Origin of the sequence: Corynebacterium sp. 51B, from assembly GCF_008930785.1 — a bacterium.
In the GTDB taxonomy this organism is placed as follows: Bacteria; Actinomycetota; Actinomycetes; order Mycobacteriales; family Mycobacteriaceae; genus Corynebacterium; species Corynebacterium megadyptis.
In genome coordinates this window covers 129,730-151,375 of record NZ_PQMK01000002.1, presented here as the reverse complement: position 1 = coordinate 151,375, position 21,646 = coordinate 129,730, and the positions used below count along the sequence as shown (strand labels likewise).

Here is a 21,646-nt window from a genome sequence, read left to right as displayed (position 1 = left end):
ATCGGTTCACATTCTGAGCAGATTTCGGGTAGATTAGACATATCCGAACGTAGGATGTGTCGGTGAAAGCTGGCACCGCCGTCGTTCGTTCGCGACGTGCAACTACCCCCTCACCGCGTCGGCCTCTTGACTTTGGCACGTCAGGCAGTCCAGAGCGGTAGCCCCGCCGCGAGCTCGACCTCATGCCACTCGATGTAATCGCCATTGTGCGCCAACAATAGTTAGCCAACATTAGTTAAAGGAGCGTCCGTGCGAGTCGCGATCTTTACCACCTGTATCGGTGACATTCTCGGGCCGGACATCGCTAAGGCGACCGCCCTGATTCTGTCCCGCCTCGGCCACGATGTTGTGGTCCCCGATAAACAAACCTGCTGCGGCCAGATGCACATTAACACTGGTTACCAGCGCGAAGCCGTGCCACAGATTGAAAATTATGTGGACGCCTTCTCCGATCCCTCCATCGACTGCATTGTCAGCCCCTCCGGTTCCTGCGCGGCTGCGGTGCGTCACGAACACGAGCGGATCGCGGATCGCTACGGCTCTGCAGCGCTGCGCGATGGAGCCGCAAGCACCGCCAAGAAAACCTATGAGCTCTGCGAGTTCCTCACCGACGTGGAACAGCTCGAAAACGTGGGCGCGTTCTTCCCGCACCGCGTCACCTACCACAGCTCCTGCCACTCGCGCCGCCTGCTCAAGCTGGGCGATCGTCCCTATCGGCTCTTGCGCGCCGTGGAGGCCATTGACTTGGTGGAGCTGCCCTTCTCCGAGGAGTGCTGCGGCTTCGGCGGCACCTTCTGCGTGAAGAACGCCGAAACCTCGGCCGCGATGGTCAATGACAAGACCCGCAATATCAAGTCCACCCTCGCCGAATACGTCACCTCCGCGGATTACTCCTGCCTGATGAACATCTCCGGCACCCTCTCGCGCCAGCACAGCGGTATCCGCAGCGTGCACATCGCCGAGATTCTCGCCTCCACCAAGGAGCACCCGTGGACCCCGGATTCCGCCGCTTATACCAAGGAGTTCATGCTGTGACCACCTTCCTCGGAAACCCCACCGTTCCTCCGACAGCGCCCGAAGGTGTCGGCTATCTGCGCGGCTCGCGCAGCTTCCAAAAAGGCGCCCACGATGGCCTCTACAACGCCACCCAGCGCCGCAACCTCTACAACGCCACCCACACCATCCGCAATAAGCGCGCCCAGGTCGTGGAGGAGCTTGACGACTGGCAGGATCTGCGCGAGGCCGGCTCCGGTATCAAGCGCGATGTTGCCTCCCGCATGCCGGAGCTGCTCGAGCAGTTCGAGGCAGCCGTCACCGCCCACGGCGGCCACGTGCACTGGGCCCGAGATGGCGTCGAGGCCGGGCAGATCGTGACCGATCTGATCAAGGAAACCGGCGAAACCCACGTGGTCAAGATCAAGTCCATGGCCACCCAGGAGATCGGGCTCAACGATCAGCTGCGCGATGCTGGCATCACCGCCCGCGAGACCGACCTCGCCGAGCTTATTGTGCAGCTGGGACACGACTTCCCCTCGCACATTCTGGTGCCCGCCATTCACCGCAACCGCGCCGAGATCCGAGATATCTTCGTCCGCGAGATGCCCCACACCGACGACTCTTTGCCGGCTAACCCGCCGGAGCTCGCCGAGGCCTCCCGCGTGTTCCTGCGCAAGCAGTTCATGGAAGCCAAGGTGGCCATCTCTGGCGCCAACTTCGGTGTAGCCGAGACCGGAACCGTGAGCATCGTCGAATCTGAAGGCAATGGCCGTATGTGCCTCACCCTGCCCGAGACACTCATCTCGGTGATGGGTATTGAAAAGCTGCTGCCCACCTTCCAGGACTTCGAAGTATTCCTGCAGCTCCTGCCGCGCTCCTCCACCGGTGAGCGCATGAACCCCTACACCTCGCTGTGGACGGGCGTGACCGAGAATGACGGCCCGAAGAACTACCACATCGTGCTGCTGGACAATGGCCGTACCCACGCGCTGTCGAACGAGATCGGCCGCGAGGCGCTGAAGTGCATCCGCTGCTCGGCCTGCCTCAACGTCTGCCCGGTGTATGAGCGCGCCGGCGGCCACGCCTATGGCTCCACCTACCCGGGCCCCATCGGCGCGATCCTCTCCCCGCAGCTGACCGGCATCATCGACCACAACGACCCGAATGCCTCGCTGCCCTACGCCTCCTCTCTGTGCGGCTATTGCTTCGAGGTATGCCCCGTTAAGATCGACATTCCGGCCGCGCTGCTGGAGCTGCGCCACCAGAAGATCGAAACCGATAAGCCAAAGATCGAAGGCGCCATCTTCGGCGCCATGGGCCTGGTGTTCGGCAACGCCAAGATTTGGAGCCTCGCCACCAAGTCGGCCTCTCTGGGACGAGTCCTCGGCGGCTTCAATAAGAAGATCACCCACATGCCGAGCTTCCTCGCCGGCTGGACCGATGTGCGCGATACTGCCGTGCCCGCCAAGACCTCCTTCCGCGACTGGTTCAAGTCCGAGGAGGCCCAACAGTTGCTCAAGGACGCCAAGCGCGAGGGGCTGCCCGCCGCCGCTCACGCCGGCACCGACGAAGAGGAGAAGTAGCCATGTCTACGCGTAACGACGAGGCCAAAAAGGACATCCTCAACCGCATCCGCAACGCCCAGAAGCTCTCCAATGTGCAGACCGGCGGCTACGATGTGGTGCGCAACTACATCACCGAGCACGACTATCCGCGCGAGGAAATCAAAGAAGTGCTCATCGATCGCCTGCTGGACTACAAGGCCATCGTGGAGCAAAGCAGCGAGGACGAACTCGGTGCCACCATCGTGCGCCTGCTCGAGGAGCGCGAGGCCAAGGACGTGCGCTATGCGCCCGGCCTCGACGCCAGCCTCTTTGAGGGCTTCTCCGGCAGCGCCACCCCCGACGATGTGACAAGCGATCCCCGCCTGCTCGATTCTGTGGACGTGGTGGTCACCGACTCCCACACCTCCTCCGCCCAGACCGGCACGATCTGCCTGGAATCCAATGAGACCAACGGCCGGCGCGCCCTCACCCTGGTTCCGGACTGCCACATCTGCATCGTGCGCATGGACACCGTGGTCTACGGCGTCCCCGCCATGATCAGCCGCCTCGACCGCCACCGCCCGATCACGATGATCTCCGGGCCCTCGGCCACCTCCGACATCGAGCTCAGCCGTGTCGAAGGCGTGCACGGCCCCCGCACCCTGATCGTGGTGCTGGTGGAATAGACGCACCACCCTGGGGCTCAGCGGAACGTCTGAGAGCGCCACCCGCTGCGCCCCACTCTGCTGCGTAGTAGCACCTCCAACCCGTGTTTTATCGCACGGCAGGGATAGTGCTAACATACGTACGGTGCATAGCAGCGGATAACTGCTACTACGCATATTTTTGCCCCCGTAGCTCAGGGGATAGAGCATTGGTTTCCGGTACCAAAGGTCGCACGTTCGAATCGTGTCGGGGGCACAGAAAAAGGGAGGGGCCGCAGCGATATGCTGCGGCCCCTCCCTTGTGGTCTTTTCCGCTGCCGCAGGGAAGCGGCGCGCGGCGCTCCCACACTCGCGCCCATGGCGGGTTTAGGGAGTGGGCTGAGCCTGGAGTACGTGCTTGAAGAACACCTCGAGGTGGTGGGCTTGATCATTGCTCATGTGGTCGAAGATCAGCCGGTTGACGGACTCCACGTGCATGGGCACTGCCTGCTTGAGGCGCCGCTTGCCCTCCTCGGTCATGATCACGACAACACCGCGGCCATCACCGACGCATTTAGTTTTTTCGATCAGCCCGCGGCGTTGCATGCGGGAGAGCTGGTGCGAAGCGCGGCTGCGATCCCAATTCAGGTGGGTGCAGATTTCGCGGATCCGAGCTTGTTCATCCTCCGACTCGGACAACACGACCAGCACGGCGAATTCGGGCGAGGTCAGCTCGGCTTCAGCTTGCAGAGTGTCCTCTATATCGCGCTCGAGTTTGCGTATCGCATCGAGCATGAGGCGCCAGAGTGCTTGCTGATTGTCATTTAGCCAGCGTGGCTCGTGCTGAATCACTATCCCTTATCTTCCTTAACTTTTCCGCGCGCGAGATATCTGCGCTACCGGCTTGGTGCGGACGGTCGCGGCTGTAGCCAGCCTTGATGCGACCGCAGTGGCCCGCTGCAGAGTGTGAGTGACGGCACCGCACTAGCGGCGCCTCACCCCGTAACGGGAGATGAGGGAATAGCTCGTGACGCGTAGAACACCTGCACTGCTCACGTCACTGAGTTCTTCTAAGACTAGCGTGTCACAGCAGTCACGTCATCTTTGCTTAGCTGGAACAAACTGGCTCCGCGCCGTGGCATGCGCCAGCGAACACGCGAGGAGCAGATACTCCGGACCTCGCGTGCTCCGCTGCTGCCGCGGGCCGCCTGCTGCCACACTCAGCGGTTGCTCAGCGGCGTCTCATTGGCAGCGCGCTTCAACTCCTCAACGCGATACTCTTTGCGCTTGCCAATGGCGGCGAAACGCTGGGGATCACAGGTCATGAGGAAGATCTGCTTAGAGGCTGCCTCGCGCTCGATCAACCCCGACAAGCGCTTGAGCCGCAGCACATCGGAATTGCCGAGGGCATCATCCATGATCACCGGCATCACGGTATCGACGCCGTCCGACTCCGCGTTGTTCGCCGCCAGGTTCGCGATAGCGAGCCGCAGCATCAACCCCACTTGCTCAGAGGCGCCACCAGAGAGCTCATCCACACTCAGCTGCTCTTCGCGGATGACGCGCCCGACAAGCCCGGTCTCGTCGAACTCATAGGACACATCGCCCTCATGCAGCTGGGCGGCCAAACGCTCAAGCTCCTCGCGGATCGGCTTGGCATAGCGCTGCGTGACATCGCGGTAATGCCGCTCGAGGGTATCCAGCAGCAGTTTGGCCACATCGGCCTTGTGCTGGGTACGCGCGAGAATGCTCTCCCTGCGCTCGAGCTCGGCCTTGGCGATCTTCTCCTTCTCGGCAGCGCCCTCAAAGGCGTTGATACTGCCCTTAATCTCCGACTGGCGCCGATATGCCTCCTCTAGGAGCCCCTCGGTGTTCTTCAGCAGGGTCTCATCCTGTTCCGCGGCGCGGCGCGCCTGCTCGAGACTGAGGACACTATCGTCTTCCTCCAGGTCCTGCAGAGCTGCACTAAGGGTGGCGAGGTGAGCATCGAGGCTGCGCAGTTCCTCTTCCTCGGCCTCATCGCTGTGCTCCTGCTCCGCGGCCTCGAGCGCCTGCGCACGACGCTTCTGCTCATCGATGGCGTCCTTGAGTTTCTCCCGGGCCACCGCCACGTCTTGGTCGATCCGGGAGGCCCGCGCCTCCTCGAGGTTCGTCCGCGCCTTCGCAGTGGCGGCATCGGCCTGTTCCACGGCCGTGCGCAGCTCGTGCAGGCGCTCCTCGAGAGCCTTCTCCCCTGCCTCGTCGGCGCTAATGCCCTCTGGGAGTTCCGCGGCCTGGAATTTCTCAACGGCGTCTCGGATATCATCCACGTCCCGCTTCCCCGCGTGCCGTGTCCGCGCCTTCTTCAGGCGCGCAATATCCGCAGTGATGGATTCGGCGGTCGTGGCGATCTGCTTGAGCTGCTGCACAGAGTCCACCTCGAACTCGGTGCACAGCTGATCGTGCTCGCGGATCAGCTGGTCCAGGGCATCCTTTTCGGCAGCCACATTGGCTGCCGGTTCGATCACCGCGTCGACTTCGCCGATGCGTAGTGTCGTGCGTTCGCTGACCTGCACCACCGTGGCCGTATCGCTGAGCGTCTGGGTCTCACCATTAACCGCAATCTCGGCGCCCGCGGCGGAGGATAGCGTCAGTGTCGAACTCGCCGCCGCCACCGTGGCCTGGGCGTAGACAATCTTCTCCGCGATCTCTTCCGCCCGGGCGATGTCTGCGCTGCTGGGCACATCCTCTGGCAGTTTCTTCTTCTGCTGGGAAATCTCGGCGGTGTACTCGTCGTACTGCGCCAGAAACTCCGTATCCTTCTGGTGGCGGATTCGCTCGCGCACGGCATGCTGGTGCTGCTCCCACACCCGATAATCGGCGCGGGCGCTCTGCTCGGCTTCCACCGCGGCATCGAGTGCGCTGCGGAGCCCCTCGATCTTTTCCGCATGCTCCTTGGCCTGTAGTTCGAGCTCTTGTTGCGTCCGCTCGCACTCTGTCACGCGCTGCGCGCTGGCAGCCAGCTCCTCGGCAGCGCGGGCCCGCTGCTTCTTTCGCTCCTCGATGCGCTGCTTCTTTTGCTCCTCGACATCCTTTTTCGTCTGCAGGCGTTCCCGCTCGGATTCCCGCTTTTCCGCTCGCACCACCTCGCGTTGCGACGCCTCCACCTGCTGTTTCAGCTCTGGGATCTGCGGCTTCAGCCGCGCCAACTCAGCCTCAGCGGCCTCATAGTTTTCTAGCTGGGTGCTCAAGTCGGTAATCGCCGCGCGGGCTTCGGCGTGACGCTTCGTGGCGTCTTGTACATCCTCCTGGGCCTGCTTGAGTTCCTTGGACGGCTTGCCTGTCTTGGTGTAGTAGCGCGAGACCTCATCGCGCACCTTCGCCATCAATTCGGACTGTGAACCCTGCGCGATACCGGCACCATCCCCGGCACCGGCGAGCTGCAGGGGCTTTTCCAGCTGGTTAAAGCCCACCTCCCCGAGAGTGTGGTCCAATGCGCCCTGTTTGACGAAGAGCAACTTATGCAGATTGCTATCAAGGTGCTCGTCGACGATCTGCATGAGCTCATCATTGGCCTGATCGCCGGTGTAGGTCCGCGGATTCGGGGAGTGAATGACAAGCCGAGCGGTCGGCTTGTTGAGGAACTGCTTGCTGATGGTGAAGTGCTGATCACCGATCGTGGCTTCGAGGCTGACCTGCATAGGCTCGGTGCTGCCCACCCGGCGCATGCTTTTAATCCACTTCTTTTGCGCGGTGGACTTTTCAGAGAGCACGAGGTCAATAGCTTCCACAATGGTGGACTTACCCACCTCATTAGGGCCACTGATCATGCACACACCGCTGGCCGGAATATCTCGCAGTTCGAGGTGCTCGATGGAGCGAATATTGTCGATAGTGATGGAATGAATCTGCATGGTACTGCCCTACTTCTGCTCAGAAACGATCAGCCGGTGCAGCAGCCCCACCGCGTCGCTCGCCGTGTCGTCTGTGTCTGCTTGTTCGATCAGGTCGGTCATCGCCGCCCCCACATATCCACCGAGCCCGAGATTCTCGAGCTCCTCCTCGGACGGGGCTAGCAGGAGGTTATAGGTGCGCTCGCGTCGATAGAGCGCGGCAAAGATACTCTCCAGGTCTGCCAGCTGCTCCTCGAGGTAGCGCATCGTATCGAGGGTTGCCGTGCCCACCAGGGCATATTTCACCACCGTGGTGGCCTTATCGGGATACTCCCGCAGGGCGCTAATGAAGGCCTCCGCATCCTCGTGGCTGGCTATGTCGTACTCGAGCGCATGCCACGTCCAGGTGCCGATGTGGTGCGGCTCGACCGTGACCTGCGAGGTGGAACCGGTGGCCTCGATGTCTACAACGAGAGCATTGCCGGAGTCCTTCTCGCCGCCGCCGACGGTGGAGAAATCGCGATAATCGGTAACTTCTGGGCTGCCTGAGAACCACACGCGCCCCGTGGAGCCAAGCGAGGCGGTGGAATGGGTATCGCCCAAGGCCAGATAATCAATCACCCGACGATCTACGGCACGCTCAACGGTGGCAAGGTCAATCGGGACGCTATCGTCGTCATTGCTACGCGACTCCACCTGGCCGTGCCCCACGGCGATGCGCACGCTTCCGTCTTCTGCGGGCTCGAGATCCTCCAAAGCCTCGGCCACAATATCGGTGGAGACGCGCTTGCTGAGATAGGGGGCGCCGACGAGCTCGACGCCCGGGCGAATCTCGATAGGCGCGTTATCGCGGATCACATGGACATTGTCGATCGCGTCCGTAAACCGGAAAATATTATTGGCCACTAAGGGATCATGATTGCCCGGCAAGAGATACACCGGCACAGCTAAGTTGCGCAGCACTTCCATGGTGCGGCCGGTTGTTGTGGCATTGAGACTATTGGCGTCGAATACATCGCCGGCGACGACGATGAACTCGCAGTCCTGCTCGGTGGCAAGATCACCGAGCTTTTTAATGGCCGCGAGACGATCGGCATCAAAGCGACTATGCGCCTCAGCGGGAAGAAAACCCCGCTTCATTCCGATCTGCCAGTCCGAGGTGTGAATAAATCGTGTTCGTGTCATGCATTCATTGTTAGCAAAACTACCGGACACTGCACGATGCGCTGTTCGCTCCGATGTTCTACTGCGGCTGACTTAAGAGGAATCTGGGCTCGAAGAATCCTCGTTGTGCGTGAGGAAATAGTACATATCCTCGATATCTGTAATAGCCCGCAGCTCATCAATCGAGGTATAGGACACCGAGCGCATCGCGATGTGCAAGAGACTGAGATCGGAGTCGTCGAGGGCAGGCTCCACCTTCGGATCCGGCAAGGGAGGAAGCTCGCCTCCCTGCCAAAACGCCGTGGCATCCACCTGCTGCTGGCGTTTCTGCGCGAACGAGCGGCTGGACTCCGCGGCGGCAGCAGACTCATCAAGGCTGCCGCTGCGATCAGCATCTTTGTCCCGCTCCGCCGGCGCGTCCGCCGCAGTATCCGCCGGCGCATCACCAGCCGCGTTGTGCTCCACCCGCCGCTTCACCGCCGCCTCGATATCCTGTGGATCCCAGCCGCGCAGATCAAAGATGCGCGAGCTGCGGCGGGATATTTCTGCGGCGGCGGCATGGGCTACGGCCACGATGTGTTTACACACCGAATGGGAATCCGGGCACTCACACGTGCCGGTGATGCTGCGCGGATCGGAAAAGCCGAGCAGGCGCTGCGCGCGACGATCCAGCTCACCCCTTAAAAATGCCGGCAGATAATCCGGCAGGGAGACAAGATAATCCCACAGCTCACGCTGGTCGCGGCGCGCAATGGGAGCGAAGCGCAGCTGTACCTCGAAGGGCTCCGGCCGGGAGCCACGCACCTGTGCGTTGATCAGATTCTCGCTATAGCTAAGCAGCGTCACCCGATCCTCGCGGGCATAGTCGCGACCGCGCTGCTTACGGCCTGGGTCGGTGTCGCGCTCGACAGAATCCACGATGAAGCGGGAGACTATAGGCAGCCACTCGCGGTCGTCGTTGTTCTTCTCGGCGGCAGCGGCGAGCTGCTGAGGGTCGTGCCGCTTCGCGCCAAAATTCGCATAAATGACGTTATCGCGTGAGGTATAGCGGGGCATATTAGTCCTCGTCCTCCTCGATGGTTCCGCGGTACGTCAACAGGGTCTCCAGATCCTCTTGGCTCAGCTCACTCACCCAGCCTTCGCCTTCCCCGACGATATCGCTGGCCAGCTGGATCTTGCCTTCGATAACATCCTGGATGGCTTCTTCCATGGTGCCTTCACACACCATCTTGTACACCGTCACATCCTTGCGCTGGCCGATCCGATAGGCGCGGTCCGTGGCCTGGTTTTCTACCGCCGGATTCCACCAGCGGTCCATGTGCACCACAATATTGGCCGCAGTCAGGTTCAGCCCGGTACCGCCGGCTTTGAGGCTCAGCACCATAATCGGTGGGCCCTCCGCCGATTGGAACTCGGTGACCATCCGGTCGCGCCCTTTCTGCGACACCCCGCCGTGCAGGAAGGGCACCTCGCGCCCGACGTGCTCGCTCAAGTAGGGCACGAGAATATCGCCAAAAGCACGATACTGGGTGAACACCAGCATCTTTTCCCCATTGTCGAGGGCGGCGTCGATAAGCTCCACGAGCCTGCCCACCTTACCGGAGCGGTGTACGCCCTGGTAGGTGATCGAAGAGCCATCGCCGAGGAAGTGCGCAGGGTGATTGCAGATCTGTTTAATGCGGGTCATGGCGGCGAGGATCATGCCGCGCCGCTTCATCGACGCGGTATCCTCCACCTCCTTTTTAATGCGATCCACATAGGACTTATACAAAGCCGCCTGCTCTTTACTGAGCAGCACGTGCAAGACGTTCTCGGTTTTATCGGGAAGATCGTCGATCACCGCCGGGTCGGTCTTTAGTCGCCGCAGGATAAAGGGTGCAGTGAGCCGGCGCAGCGCGTCTTTCATCTCCGGATCGTCGTAGACCTCGATAGCGCGGGCAAAGTGATTCCGGAAGAAGGAGGTGCTACCCAACATCCCGTAGTTGCAGAAATCCATCAGCGAATGGATCTCCGCCAAGCGGTTTTCGATCGGGGTACCCGTCAGCGCGATGCGATGCGCACTGGGAATCACTTTCGCCGCACGCGCCATGCGGGTAGTGGAGTTTTTGATCTGCTGTGCTTCATCCAGCACGAGATGCTGCCAGTGCAGCTCGCAGAATAATTCGACATCGCGAGAGAGCACCCCATAGCTGGTGATCACCAGATCGCACTGCTTCGCTTGGTGCACAAACTCTTCGCCTTTCGGCCGCTGTGAGCCGTGATAGACCATCACGGAGAGATCTGGGGTGAATTTCTGGGCCTCCCGCTGCCAATTCGACAGCACCGAGGTCGGCGCCACCACCATGGTGGGCGCCGTCGTGAGCCCCTCGTGTTTCTCTATCGCCAGCAGGGTGAGAAGCTGCAGAGTTTTACCCAAACCCATGTCATCGGCAAGCACCGCACCCAGCTCGTGGCGCGCCATCCAATACAGCCAATCCACGCCGCGGCGCTGATATTCCCGCAATGTGGCGTGCACGCTATCGGGAATTGTTAGGCGCACGGGGGTGGGAACGGGATCAGCGTCCGCGCTCATCAGCGAGCTAAACCAGTCGCTGCCACGGAATTCGATATAGCGTTGACCCGCGGTCTTCAGCGCCATCTCGCGCACCGCCGCGGCCGAAAGATAATTCTCCTCCGCGAGATCGAACTCATCGGCGCGGGGATCGTCTTTCTCCGCCGCGGGATCCTTCGCGCTCACGCTATGGTTTTTCACCATCTCCACATAGGCGCGCACCCCGTCGAGGCTGCGGCTATCAGCCATCACCCACGACCCGCGCAGCTCAATCAAACCGGAGGTGGACTCGATCAGACGCTGCGCTTCCTCCGGCTCCAGCTCCACCCCGCCGAGCGAGAGCGTCCAGTCATAGCTGAGCAGCTGATCCATGCCATAGGTGGAGGCAATAGTGAGATTCTGCACCTTGGAGGTATGCAGTTTGGCCGTGAGCTCATGCTCTCCCCACGACCGCGGCAGCATCACCGTATAGCCCGCGCTGCGAAGCTTCGGCACATCCTTATCCAGAAACTCCCCCAGCTGCTCTAGGGTGAGGAAACGATCCCAATCCCCGCGGGCCCCGGGCTCCTCGCCCCACGGATCATCCTGTTGTTGCTGCTCCACCTCGTGGCTGCCGAGGGTGCTCGCCACCTCGAGAAGTCGATTGTGATCATCACGCAGCCTATTCGCGAAGGCGGCGTCGATAAGCTCGGCCTGTACCGGCAGAGGTGTATCCACCCCGAAACGCACCTGAATCCGCACCGGAAAGAGCAGCTCCTCGGCGTCGGCCTCGGAGTCTGCGAGATCGGAATGGGTGGGGGCGTCTTCCACAATCACCATGAGCTCGACCCGGGAGCTATTAATGGAATCCTTCCACTCATTGAGTTTGCTCGCGAGCGTCGGACCGCCGCGACGCAGCGACTCGGAGTTAAGCAAGGTGCGCGAGAAGGTATGCAGCTCGCGGGAGCGGGGCTCGTCGATGAAGTCCTGCAAAATATAGGAGGCAATCCAGTGCGGCAGCTCCTCGGCCATGTCATCGGCCACGGCGGCGCTACCATTGGCGGTGAGCACCTGCGGAATCGCTAAGTGCATGCGCCCCATCCACACCCGCTCCCGCCCAGAGGGCAAGAGCTGCCATTGCGGCCACCAATGATCATCTGCCCAGCGAACCCGCAGCACCACCCGCCCGGCGCGCACGAACTGCTTCAGCCCCCGATAGAACTGAATAATCCACAGCAGATCGGGCGCTAATTGCGTAACGACGCTATCTCCCTGCTCCCCATCGAGCAGGCCGATCAATTCCTCAATGATCTCCACGGCCTTCTCGGGATAGCAGCGGGCGACGGGGATGGGCAGCCGCACACGCCGCCCTTTGGGCGTGCTCAAGTGCGCAGTGAAACGATGGCCGAAGTTGAGAGGGCGAATGAGCGCGAGAAGCTCCGGGCTAAAAGCACCGGTGGGAAGCTGTTCGGGGATGAGGATTTTATGTCCCTCCACCTGCTCGATCCACAGAATCAATCCGCTTTCGCGGTGCCAGAAACCGTGCACGAGATGCGTCACGTCCGTCCCCCTCCTTTCCTTAGTCCTCGTCTTTGTCCTGTGCTCACCACAATGTCGGCGGTGGTTGATCCGCGGCCGCGGATCGTGTCGTTGCCGGATCAGCTTCTCAGCCCTAAGCGATCGATTCTAGTCTTTCTCCGCGCCTCGTGCGGCTACGCCCAGCTGACACGGTCCGACGCTGCTGCGCACGTCTATGGCGCTACCCGCAGCCGCTCAGGCTGGACAGTGCCCGTCCCCCTCATAAGAGCCTAGCGAGCAACCTGAATAAGACATGAGAGCACAACCTCTGTACTATCGGCCAACGCACAACGGCCACGTGGTGTATGTGGCAGCTACCCCGATGCTCGACGACAACGGTCTGAGTGAGCGCGCCGGTCTCCGCCCTGGAGTGTGAGTGGCGCGCCGAGATTGGGCTGTGCGCGGGCGAGTAATGCCTTGAAGAAGCGTCGAAGATGACGCCCCAGCCCTGTGCTGGTGCCTGCGCACAGGCACGACAAGCTGCGTAGCATCGGAGAAAACGAGAATGGAGTGCACGACTTGAGCGAAAATACTTGGTTTATTCTCGCGATCATCATCTACATGTTGGCGATGCTCGCGATTGGTTATTGGAGCTATAAGCAAACAGACGAATACGACGATTATGTGCTCGCTGGTCGCGGCCTGAATCCTTTCGTTGCCGCCCTCTCGGCGGGAGCCTCGGATATGTCCGGCTGGCTGCTTATGGGCCTGCCGGGCGCACTATTCCTCACCGGCTTCTCGGAGCTGTGGATCGCCATCGGACTGCTGATCGGCTGCTGGGCGAACTGGACATGGGTGGCGCCGCGTCTGCGCTCCTATTCGGAGATCGCGAATAACTCGATTACGGTTCCGAGCTTCTTGGAAAACCGTGTGCAGGATAAGTCCCGCATCCTCCGGATTGTGTCCGCCGTGGTGATCATCCTCTTCTTCACCTTCTATGTCTCCTCCGGCATGGTCGCCGGCGGCAAGTACTTCGAGTCCACCTTCGGTGGCAGCTACCTGGACGGCATGCTCATCGTGGCAGCCGTGACGGTGGCCTATACCTTCATTGGTGGTTTCCTTGCTGTGTCCTACACCGATGCCGTGCAGGGCACCATCATGTTCGCCGCACTGATCGTGGTGCCGATTATGGCGCTGCTCACACTGGACGAGCCGACCAGCATCTTCACCTGGGCCGTCGAGCAGCCCTATGGCCCCTATGACGCTGGCAATCCCTCCTATTTCAACATGATCTCTGGCGTCTCGATTACCGCGATCATCGGTAACCTCGCCTGGGGCTTGGGCTACTTCGGCCAGCCGCACGTGATCGTCCGCTTCATGGCGCTGCGCGCACCCTATGAGGCTAAGGCCGGTCGCTGGATTGGTGTGGGCTGGATGCTGCTGTGCATCATCGGCGCGACCTTCGCCGCCTTGGTGGGCACTGCCTTCTTCGGCCAGGATCCCTCCATTCTGGTCACCGACCGCGAGGCCTTCGAGACGATCTTCCTGGACATGGGCCGGATCCTCTTCCACCCGCTGCTCGCCGGTCTGCTGCTGACCGCCGTGCTGGCAGCCATCATGTCCACCCTGTCCTCGCAGCTGCTGGTCACCTCCTCTGCTCTGATCGAGGATCTGACCAAGATCGTCTACAAGCGAAAGCTGCCGGACAATATCCTGGTGAACCTCTCGCGCACCGCCGTGGTGGCCGTGGCCGTGATCGCCGCAGTGCTGGCCATCAGCCCCTCCGACTCGATTCTGGGGCTGGTGGGCTTCGCATGGGCGGGCTTCGGTTCCGCCTTCGGCCCGATCATTCTCGCCTCTCTCTACTGGCGTCGACTCACCGCCGGCGGAGCGATTGCCGGCATGATCACCGGCGCGGTCGTCTCCTTCGCTTGGGGAATGTCGCCGTTGAGTGACACCCTCTACGAGATGGTGCCCGGCTTCTTCGCCGCCACCGTCGTGATGGCCGTGGTCTCGATCATGTCCAAGGGACCCAGCCAGCAAGTGCTGGATGAGTTCGACAGTGCGTCGAAGCTCGCCACTATCGCCGAGAAGGAACCCAAGATGGATATCGAGACTGCCGCCGAGCAGCTCGAGACCAAGGGCTAAATCCTCTCGACTACGCACAAAGGGAACCTCATTGAGGTTCCCTTTCGTCATTGAGAGGTATGGCTCTCTCTTCCCGCCGCGGCTGGTTTATCCTTTTATGCTTATCGACGCTTCTCTGGCTTCTTATCGGCCTGATAGCACGGGTGCCTGCGCATCCGCCCACCGAGCCGCAGCTACCGGGATTACACAGCACACTGCCTCAGGTAAGCGTCGTCAAAGCGCGTACCCGCCACCCTGGATACCGGCGAGAATTCTTCGGGCCGGGCTGGCGGGCCCAGCCCAGCCTGGGCGCAGGCTGTACCACTCGGGATCGCGCGCTGCGCGCGGCGGGAGTGCAGGCGCCATGCATGCGCGGGCCCCGCGGGGTGATTCAGGATCTCTATACCGGCGAGCGGATTGACGCCGCCGTCGATGAGCTCCAGATCGATCACGTATTTCCGCTTGCGGCCGCGTGGGATATGGGGGCGGCCACCTGGCCGCGGGCCAAAGCGGAGGACTTTGCCAATGATCCACTCAACGTGGTGGCTGTGAGCGCCGCCGCCAATCAAGACAAAAGCGACGCCCTGCCCGCGGCATGGATGCCTCCCTACCACCGGCATCGCTGCTGGTATTCCCAACGTCTCGCCGCTGTGTCGGCGCGGTATCAGCTGGCGCTATCCCAGCCGGATATTACGCGCATGAAGCGTAGTTGCTGGGTTAGCGAAGTTCTAGGACTTTCACTAAAATCGCAGTTTGCGCTGAGTTATCCGGTTGGGCACCCACAGCGTGGCCAGCGCGGGAGGCCTCGGCGTGATGTTTCTACCACCCAGTAATAGTTCACCCCTTAGTGAAAGAGGACTCACCATTTCTACTGTGATGCTGGCACTCCACGTGCTCTCCGCCGTGCTCTTCTTGGGCCCGGTCACCGTGGCTGTATCGACCTTCCATGTGCAAGCAGCCCATGCACATAACGGCAACGATAAGGCCAAGGGTTCCGCCGCGCTGCTCTACCGGATCAGCAACACCTACGGCTTGCTCTCGCTGCTGGTGCCGCTGCTGGGCTTCGGCGTGATGTTCTCCAACCTCGATGCATGGATCAAGGAAGGTCTGCTGCACACGTCCATTCTGCTGTCCGTCATCGCATGGGCCGTGTTGTACTTCTTGATTCTGCCCCGCCAGAAGGCCATGGCTGCCGAACTGGGCATTCTCGACGCCGACGATATGCCGGAGAATGCCACTGTGCAGGATTGGGACAAGGCAAAGTCCCAGCTGTCGATGTTTGGCGGCATCTTCTCGCTGCTGTGGATCATCATCTTCGCTTTGATGATGACGATGTAGCGGCACGCTTTATCACTGCCTCCTCGCTGCCTCCGTGGCAGCGAGGTTTTCTTATGTCTTCGTGCTGCCCGCTGTTTTAGCGGTGCCGCTCGGCGCGACAGGCGGCGTTGCGGGCGGCGCGGCGGCGCAGCGGCTCGGAGACGCGGCGTGTGCGAGTGCCCCATGCAGTCGCCACAAGAGAAAACACCACCTCGCTGGAAGATCCAGCGAGGTGGTGTGGTGTGTGAGCCCTGAGAGCTCAGAAAGGATTAGTAGCGATCGTCCCGGCGACGGAAGCTGCCACGGCGATCACCGCGGTCTCCCCTATCGCGACGGTCGAAGCCACGGCCACCGCGGCCACCATCACGGCCACCGCGATCGCCACGATCGAAACGTCGACCGCCATCGCGACCGCCACGGCCACCGCCGCGACCACCACGGTCACCATAGCCGCGCTCCAGGGAAGCATCGGGGGCAGACTCGATATTGATCAGCTGGCCAGAAATGCGGGTATCTTCCAGCCGGTCGAACACATCGCGGGGCAGATCCTTGGGCAGCTCGACCAGGGTGTGATCCACATTGATCACGATGCGGCCGAAGTCCTTGGAATTCAGCCCGCCTTCGTTTGCCAGCGCGCCCACGATGGAACCGGGACGCACATGCTGCCGCTTGCCCACGGCGAGGCGATAGATGCTCATGTTCTGATTAGAACGCTCGAAACGCCCACCGCGGTCGCCGCGGTCACGGCCACCACGATCGAAGTCGCGCTCGCGACGATCGGAGCGGTCCTTACGCTTATCGCGCGGCGGCTCCTTCATCAAGAACTCGTCGCTGGCCTGAGCCTGCGTTGCCAACGCTGCCGCGATATCCACCATCGGAATATCGTGCTCATCAGAGTATGTCTGCACCAAGGAACGGAAGATATTGACCTGAGAGTCCTCCAGCGCCTCGGTGATGGAATCGGCGAACTTCTCCTTGCGGGATTCATTCACCTCATCAACGGTCGGCAGATCCATCTCGTTCAACGGCGCGTTAGTTGCGCGCTCGATAGAACGCAGCATGCGGCGCTCACGCGGGGTGACGAAGAGAATAGCCTCGCCGGAGCGACCGGCACGGCCGGTACGGCCAATGCGGTGCACATAGGACTCGGTGTCATGCGGGATGTCGTAGTTCAGCACGTGGCTGATACGTTCTACATCCAAACCGCGGGCAGCCACGTCGGTGGCCACGAGAATATCGAGGCGACCATCCTTGAGCTGGTCCACGGTACGTTCGCGCTGGGCCTGCGGAATATCGCCGTTGATGGCCTGCGCGGAGAACCCGCGAGCACGCAGCTTTTCGGCGAGCTCCTCGGTCTCGAACTTGGTGCGCACGAACATGATCATCGCTTCAAACTCGGTGACCTCGAGGATACGGGTCAGAGCATCGAGCTTGTTGCGGTGCGCCACCATCAGATAGCGCTGGTTGATATTGGTGTTGGTGCGGCTGGTCGAACGGACGGTGATTTCCTGCGGCTCATTGAGATACTGCTGGGAAATCTTGCGAATGCCATTCGGCATCGTGGCCGAAAACAGTGCCACCTGCTTGTCTGCAGGGGTATCGGCCAGGATGCGCTCGACATCCTCCTGGAAGCCCATTTGCAGCATCTCATCGGCCTCGTCAAGCACGAGGTAGCGCAGACCGGAAATATCCAGCGAGCCCTTCTGCAGGTGGTCGATCACACGACCCGGGGTGCCCACAACGATGTGTGCACCGCGGCGCAGACCCGACAGCTGAATGCCATAGGACTGTCCACCATAAATCGGCAGCACATTGATGCCGCCGAGGTGATCGGCGAAGGACTGGAAGGAATCAGCAACCTGCAGCGCGAGCTCGCGCGTCGGTGCCAATACCAGTGCCTGCGGAGAGCGCTCGTCCTTGTTTATGCGCGCCAAAATAGGCAGCGCAAAGGCGGCGGTCTTGCCAGTACCCGTCTGCGCGAGGCCTACGACATCGTGGCCTTCCATAAGAACGGGAATGGTTTGTTCTTGAATAGGGGACGGCGTTTCAAAGCCAACCTTGGTGACTGCCTCCAACACATCTGAGGGTAAGTCCAAGCTTTCAAAGCCGGTGGGTGAGCCGGTGTCCTCAGAAGTGTTCGCATCCCTGGTGCTGTGCTGATCGGCAGACTGTGCTGCCGCACCTTGCGAAGTATCCTGAGAGTCCGACGAAACGATATGATCCGGACTGTCCACGTCTCCGGTGACGTTATCGGTGTTACTCATTGCCCCACCACGTTACGCTGCGCGGCGATGCATAGCCAATTGCAGCGGGCTTATCCCTTACGACAAGGGCTTTCAGCGGCGGTGTCATCGCGGGGTTCAAGGGACTCACGCGCTCCCAGCCACACCACTGCGGCAGCTAATCCAATCAACCCGCAGGAGGCGAAGGCCCAGCCATAGCCGGCCCAGCCCGCCAGCGCACCCACCACAATCGGGCCGGTGATCGTCCCGAAATCTTGGGCCATTTGGAAGTTGGCGAGGACGCGGCCACCGGAACGCTCCCGCCCCACCACATCGGCCAGCGCCGCCTGCTGGGCGGGATTGAGACAGCCCGCCCCAAAACCGGCGAAAACAGAGACGGTCAGCAGCGTGAGCGGCTCATGAGTCAGACCAATGCTGGCCGTAAATACCGCATTAATCACCAACCCCGTAATCACCAGAGGTTTGCGGCCCCATTGATCGGACAATCGCCCAGAAAATTGCAGGGCGAGTGCGTTGCCGGCGGCGAAAAAGGCGAGCGCAATACCGGCGACGGCACCTGCCTGGTGGAACATCGCGGCAGAAAAGAGAGGAATGATGGCCACCCGCACGCCGAAGTTGGACCAACCATTGGCGAAGGCGGAGACCAGCGCTGCCCGATAGGCGGAATCACGCCACGCCTCGGAAAAGGTCATCGGGGCTAGGGTGTTCGTGTTCTCATAGGAGCCCATCGCCTCGGCGGAGAGCATCACATACACCACTGCCGCGGCCAGCAGCACGGTGGCGCCATAGATGAAAAATGGCGCGCGCATGCCCATAAAGGACAAGGCGGCACCCACCACTGGGCCCACGATATTGCCCACGAGGAATCCAGTGGCATAGATAGACGAGGCCTTGCCGCGCACCTCGGGCGGCGCCATGCGCACAATCAGCCCCATGGCCGAGACCGTGAACATGGTCGAGCCAATACCGCCGATACCGCGCAGCACCAGTATCTGCCAATAGTCGCTCACCGCACCGACGAGACCCGTGGTGATCGCCACGGTGATCAGACCAGTGAGATAGACTTTGCGGGAGCCGAGGCGGTCAATTGCCCGCCCAGAAACTGGGGCGAAGAGAAGCCGCGAGCCCGCGAACACGGAGACGACAGCACTCGCCGCAGCGAGGGAGACATCAAAGCTGCGGGCGAATTGCGGGATGATCGGCGCCACGATGCCGAAACCGACGGCAATAATAAACGCCGCCGCGACGAGCGCCCAGATCTCCTTGGGCAGCGGCGGGACAGGACGCTTCTCCTTATCCCGCGTGTGTGCTAGTCGACGCATCACGCGCCTCACTCCTCCTTCGATACCCCACCCCAAACTTTTCGCACATGTGTTCGCTTCTTGTGTGGGGGTGTCTCAGCCGCTCTTTAGAATGCGGGCCATGCGAAACATTAACAGCAACACTAAGCCCCAATTCTTTAATCCCGCACAGCGTTATAGCAGCTCCAGCCGCTCTGGGCAGCGGCCAGTATCCACTGCCACAGCGCTGGCCTTAATCAGGCGTGACCATCCCGACATCGTGGAGCGGGTGGCATCCACGATCCATCATCCTCGCTCTTTAGCACGTACCCCCAGCACGTGGCGGCCACCAACACTCACCCTTCCCACGGTGGAGATCGCCGGTGTTCCCGAGTTGAAGCTGAATATCACTCGCTATCGGGCGAACCCAGCCATGGCGGCAGCGCTCGCCCAGGGACCGCACTCCCCCACTCCGGCCTATGCCGTCATCGCGCGCTTTACAAATCCTCGCGGCGATAGCGTTCCTGCCAGCGTGAGCGAGGCGTGGATGCGCTCATTCATCCCCGCGGAGGCATCGTCGATGGTGCACGAGATCCTCACGCCCACCGCCCCCACATACTGCTGGGTCGTCGACAGCACCTATACACCGCTGCCCTCGCCGGTGTCCTTTTTTGTCCAACACACCAGCGCCGCTTAAAGCGAGCGGCGCCGCCTACGGCATGACTGCCTAGCTGTCGTCCTCGTCGAGGTCGAAATACTCTTCGTCCTCGGTGTCATAGAGTCCGCCGAGGGCGGCGCGCCGCTGGGCGGCATCGTGATCGTCCTCATCGATGGGTGCGAGCTGATCCTCCCAGTCCTCGGCTTGATCCGCGGCGAGGCTGATGACATCGAAAAGACGGTCATAGTCAGTGAAGGAGCCAAGGCTGAGGATTTCGTCATCCCACGCCTCATCATCGTCTCCCAGGGCGATGAACTCCACCGTTGCCGTGGGCACGCCCTCCTCGAGGTCCACGCGGACGAGGATCTCGGAGTTGGCTGCCACCTCGGCGCGCACGGTGTGGGCATCGTCCTCGTCTTGGAAGAAGTCCAGATCCGCAATGCGATCATCGGTGCCGCTGAGCACATCCCGCAGGATGGTGACCACCTGGTCGGTGGCGATATGCTCACTCACGGTGGCAACAGCATCCTCTACCGAGAACACCACCGCCACCAAGACGGCCTCGAAATCCTCATCTTCCTCATCCACATCGGCGGCAGCAATGTAGACATTGGCGGCAGGAAAGTCAGGGTCGATGTCCACAAAGTGGATCTCCACCTCGGAGGTGATCGGCACAAAGAGAGTGCAGTCGTGAGCACGCGACTCGATGCCCGCATCGTCTAGTGCCGCTGCAATATCCTCTAAGAAACTCATGGAGGCAGGCTTTCCTTCCACATAGATGGTTACGTGACACCCCGCCACAAGCGGCGGGGCTGCCGCTCTACAGCCTAGTTGGCCCGCCGCAGAATCGCCGCAGGGTGATTCATGGATATCGAAGCGACAGGCGAGGCGCTTCTTAGAAGCTAGCGAGCGCCGCACACTGCTGCGCCATGCGTTCGCGCTTGATATCGGGTTTTTGTTTAGGGCACGACACGCACACACCGCAGCCAGGAGAGTGAAAAATCATGCAGCACGTCAGCCGTTTAGTGCTCAGCACCACATCATCATCAGGCTCATCCTCGCGGAGGGCCATCTGCACATCGCTGGGGCGAAACTCCCCATCGACATAATCGAAGAAGCGCGGTTCCACCACGCGGGCGCGATCCTGCAGCGTTGCGCGCATCCCCTCGAGCACCGCCAGACAGGCGGCGATGCCCTCATAGGGGGCGAAAGCCTCATTGCCCGCTGTGGCTGCCGCCATGGATACCGCATCGCTGACCACCGCCCATAACGCGGCGACAGAGACATCCGTGATCTCCGCGAGACCGCCCACAATCGGCTCGAGAAGCTCCGCCCATCCCGCCCCGAGCTGCCGGTAGCTATCTTCAGAGGGTTCGAGCACATGGTTCGGGTGGTAGCCATACCAAAAACCCGCACCATGCCCGGTGGGGGTGTGTACGAACATGGTGGCGGGATGCTCCGCGTCGCAGATCGCCACGAGATCGTGATCGAGGGCGAGCATCATTGTCGGCTCAATGAGAGTGGTGACGAAACTGTGAAACCACAGCTGTGCACAGTGCTTGTCCTCGTCCATGGGAAAAAGCTCATGGGTGGCGGCGATGGCCTGGCGCAGGCGGTCGAGGAGGGCGGCGTCGATAAGCTGCGTAGAAAGTAGCTGCTCCGAGTCCTCATTTAATGGCACTAGGGCTTGGCTGAAGCGGGGATGCTCGTGGATCAGCAGCGACCAGTGCGACGCAGGACTAAAACTCATCTT

General features: G+C 61.3%; 17 protein-coding genes and 1 tRNA gene. 9 read left to right on the top strand and 9 right to left on the bottom strand.

The window, feature by feature from the left end:
- Positions 1-249 precede the first annotated feature (249 nt).
- The 4 genes from GBB14_RS03650 to GBB14_RS03635 all read left to right on the top strand — a co-directional run bounded on the left by GBB14_RS03650 (position 250) and on the right by GBB14_RS03635 (position 3,461).
- On the top strand, positions 250-1,035 hold the full coding sequence (locus tag GBB14_RS03650; RefSeq protein ID WP_151529936.1) for a (Fe-S)-binding protein: 786 nt from the start codon (positions 250-252) through the stop codon (positions 1,033-1,035).
- A complete protein-coding gene (locus tag GBB14_RS03645; RefSeq protein ID WP_151529935.1) occupies positions 1,032-2,579 on the top strand; it encodes a lactate utilization protein B in 1,548 nt (515 codons plus the stop codon). The genes GBB14_RS03650 and GBB14_RS03645 overlap by 4 nt, the downstream gene beginning before the upstream one ends.
- 2 nt (positions 2,580-2,581) lie before the next feature.
- Entirely contained in the window at positions 2,582-3,226 is a 645-nt protein-coding gene (locus GBB14_RS03640) for an LUD domain-containing protein (protein ID WP_151529934.1), read from the top strand.
- A gap of 162 nt (positions 3,227-3,388) precedes the next feature.
- Positions 3,389-3,461: transfer RNA gene (locus GBB14_RS03635), tRNA-Arg, on the top strand.
- Between the two features lie 110 nt (positions 3,462-3,571).
- Here the strand turns inward: GBB14_RS03635 and GBB14_RS03630 are convergent.
- From GBB14_RS03630 to GBB14_RS03610, 5 genes are all read right to left on the bottom strand, one after another.
- Positions 3,572-3,979, bottom strand: coding sequence for a MarR family winged helix-turn-helix transcriptional regulator (locus tag GBB14_RS03630; protein ID WP_225976605.1), 408 nt, complete (start codon positions 3,977-3,979; stop codon positions 3,572-3,574).
- A gap of 425 nt (positions 3,980-4,404) precedes the next feature.
- Complete coding sequence (locus GBB14_RS03625; protein WP_151529932.1) at positions 4,405-7,077, bottom strand: ATP-binding protein; 2,673 nt, start codon at positions 7,075-7,077, stop codon at positions 4,405-4,407.
- Positions 7,078-7,086: 9 nt separating this feature from the next.
- Complete coding sequence (locus tag GBB14_RS03620; protein WP_151529931.1) at positions 7,087-8,241, bottom strand: DNA repair exonuclease; 1,155 nt, start codon at positions 8,239-8,241, stop codon at positions 7,087-7,089.
- A 72-nt stretch (positions 8,242-8,313) separates the two neighbouring features.
- Complete coding sequence (locus GBB14_RS03615) at positions 8,314-9,276, bottom strand: SWIM zinc finger family protein (protein ID WP_151529930.1); 963 nt, start codon at positions 9,274-9,276, stop codon at positions 8,314-8,316.
- 1 nt (position 9,277) lies between these two features.
- Positions 9,278-12,310, bottom strand: a complete 3,033-nt coding sequence (locus GBB14_RS03610) for a DEAD/DEAH box helicase (RefSeq protein WP_151529929.1) — start codon at positions 12,308-12,310, stop codon at positions 9,278-9,280.
- Positions 12,311-12,581: 271 nt separating this feature from the next.
- On the opposite strand from GBB14_RS03610, the gene GBB14_RS10735 reads away from it, so the two are divergent.
- The 4 genes from GBB14_RS10735 to GBB14_RS03595 all read left to right on the top strand — a co-directional run bounded on the left by GBB14_RS10735 (position 12,582) and on the right by GBB14_RS03595 (position 15,733).
- Positions 12,582-12,704 (top strand): hypothetical protein, encoded by a 123-nt coding sequence (locus GBB14_RS10735; RefSeq protein WP_255443837.1) that lies wholly within the window; start codon positions 12,582-12,584, stop codon positions 12,702-12,704.
- 143 nt (positions 12,705-12,847) lie between these two features.
- Positions 12,848-14,416: a sodium/proline symporter PutP gene (putP, locus tag GBB14_RS03605; RefSeq protein WP_151529928.1), complete on the top strand. Its 1,569-nt coding sequence runs from the start codon at positions 12,848-12,850 to the stop codon at positions 14,414-14,416.
- 347 nt (positions 14,417-14,763) lie between these two features.
- Positions 14,764-15,228, top strand: a complete 465-nt coding sequence (locus GBB14_RS10580; RefSeq protein WP_192796156.1) for an HNH endonuclease family protein — start codon at positions 14,764-14,766, stop codon at positions 15,226-15,228.
- A gap of 31 nt (positions 15,229-15,259) precedes the next feature.
- The gene (locus GBB14_RS03595; RefSeq protein WP_151530002.1) at positions 15,260-15,733 is read left to right on the top strand and encodes a DUF2269 domain-containing protein; all 474 of its coding nucleotides are present in this window, start codon (positions 15,260-15,262) and stop codon (positions 15,731-15,733) included.
- 248 nt (positions 15,734-15,981) lie between these two features.
- Here GBB14_RS03595 and GBB14_RS03590 read toward each other — a convergent pair whose 3' ends face one another.
- Both GBB14_RS03590 and GBB14_RS03585 read right to left on the bottom strand, forming a co-directional pair.
- A complete protein-coding gene (locus tag GBB14_RS03590; RefSeq protein ID WP_151529926.1) occupies positions 15,982-17,976 on the bottom strand; it encodes a DEAD/DEAH box helicase in 1,995 nt (664 codons plus the stop codon).
- 50 nt (positions 17,977-18,026) lie between these two features.
- Positions 18,027-19,277 (bottom strand): MFS transporter, encoded by a 1,251-nt coding sequence (locus GBB14_RS03585; protein ID WP_151529925.1) that lies wholly within the window; start codon positions 19,275-19,277, stop codon positions 18,027-18,029.
- A 100-nt stretch (positions 19,278-19,377) separates the two neighbouring features.
- Between GBB14_RS03585 and GBB14_RS03580 the strand changes: the two genes are divergently transcribed.
- Positions 19,378-19,932, top strand: a complete 555-nt coding sequence (locus GBB14_RS03580) for a hypothetical protein (protein WP_151529924.1) — start codon at positions 19,378-19,380, stop codon at positions 19,930-19,932.
- Between the two features lie 30 nt (positions 19,933-19,962).
- Here GBB14_RS03580 and GBB14_RS03575 read toward each other — a convergent pair whose 3' ends face one another.
- A complete protein-coding gene (locus GBB14_RS03575) occupies positions 19,963-20,646 on the bottom strand; it encodes a hypothetical protein (RefSeq protein ID WP_151529923.1) in 684 nt (227 codons plus the stop codon).
- 142 nt (positions 20,647-20,788) lie between these two features.
- Positions 20,789-21,643 (bottom strand): (2Fe-2S)-binding protein, encoded by an 855-nt coding sequence (locus GBB14_RS03570; protein WP_192796155.1) that lies wholly within the window; start codon positions 21,641-21,643, stop codon positions 20,789-20,791.
- Positions 21,644-21,646 lie beyond the last annotated feature (3 nt).

Excerpts from the sequence above, each read along its gene's own strand:
- GBB14_RS03640 (WP_151529934.1), top strand. The coding sequence starts at position 2,582 with ATGTCTACGCGTAACGACGAGGCCAAAAAGGACATCCTCAACCGCATC.
- GBB14_RS03630 (WP_225976605.1), bottom strand. The coding sequence starts at position 3,979 with ATGCTCGATGCGATACGCAAACTCGAGCGCGATATAGAGGACACTCTG.
- GBB14_RS03625 (WP_151529932.1), bottom strand. The coding sequence starts at position 7,077 with ATGCAGATTCATTCCATCACTATCGACAATATTCGCTCCATCGAGCAC.
- GBB14_RS03620 (WP_151529931.1), bottom strand. The coding sequence starts at position 8,241 with ATGACACGAACACGATTTATTCACACCTCGGACTGGCAGATCGGAATG.
- GBB14_RS03615 (WP_151529930.1), bottom strand. The coding sequence starts at position 9,276 with ATGCCCCGCTATACCTCACGCGATAACGTCATTTATGCGAATTTTGGC.
- GBB14_RS10735 (WP_255443837.1), top strand. The coding sequence starts at position 12,582 with ATGAGAGCACAACCTCTGTACTATCGGCCAACGCACAACGGCCACGTG.
- GBB14_RS10580 (WP_192796156.1), top strand. The coding sequence starts at position 14,764 with ATGCGCGGGCCCCGCGGGGTGATTCAGGATCTCTATACCGGCGAGCGG.
- GBB14_RS03590 (WP_151529926.1), bottom strand. The coding sequence starts at position 17,976 with ATGAGTAACACCGATAACGTCACCGGAGACGTGGACAGTCCGGATCAT.
- GBB14_RS03585 (WP_151529925.1), bottom strand. The coding sequence starts at position 19,277 with ATGCGTCGACTAGCACACACGCGGGATAAGGAGAAGCGTCCTGTCCCG.
- GBB14_RS03580 (WP_151529924.1), top strand. The coding sequence starts at position 19,378 with ATGCGAAACATTAACAGCAACACTAAGCCCCAATTCTTTAATCCCGCA.
- GBB14_RS03575 (WP_151529923.1), bottom strand. The coding sequence starts at position 20,646 with ATGAGTTTCTTAGAGGATATTGCAGCGGCACTAGACGATGCGGGCATC.
- GBB14_RS03570 (WP_192796155.1), bottom strand. The coding sequence starts at position 21,643 with ATGAGTTTTAGTCCTGCGTCGCACTGGTCGCTGCTGATCCACGAGCAT.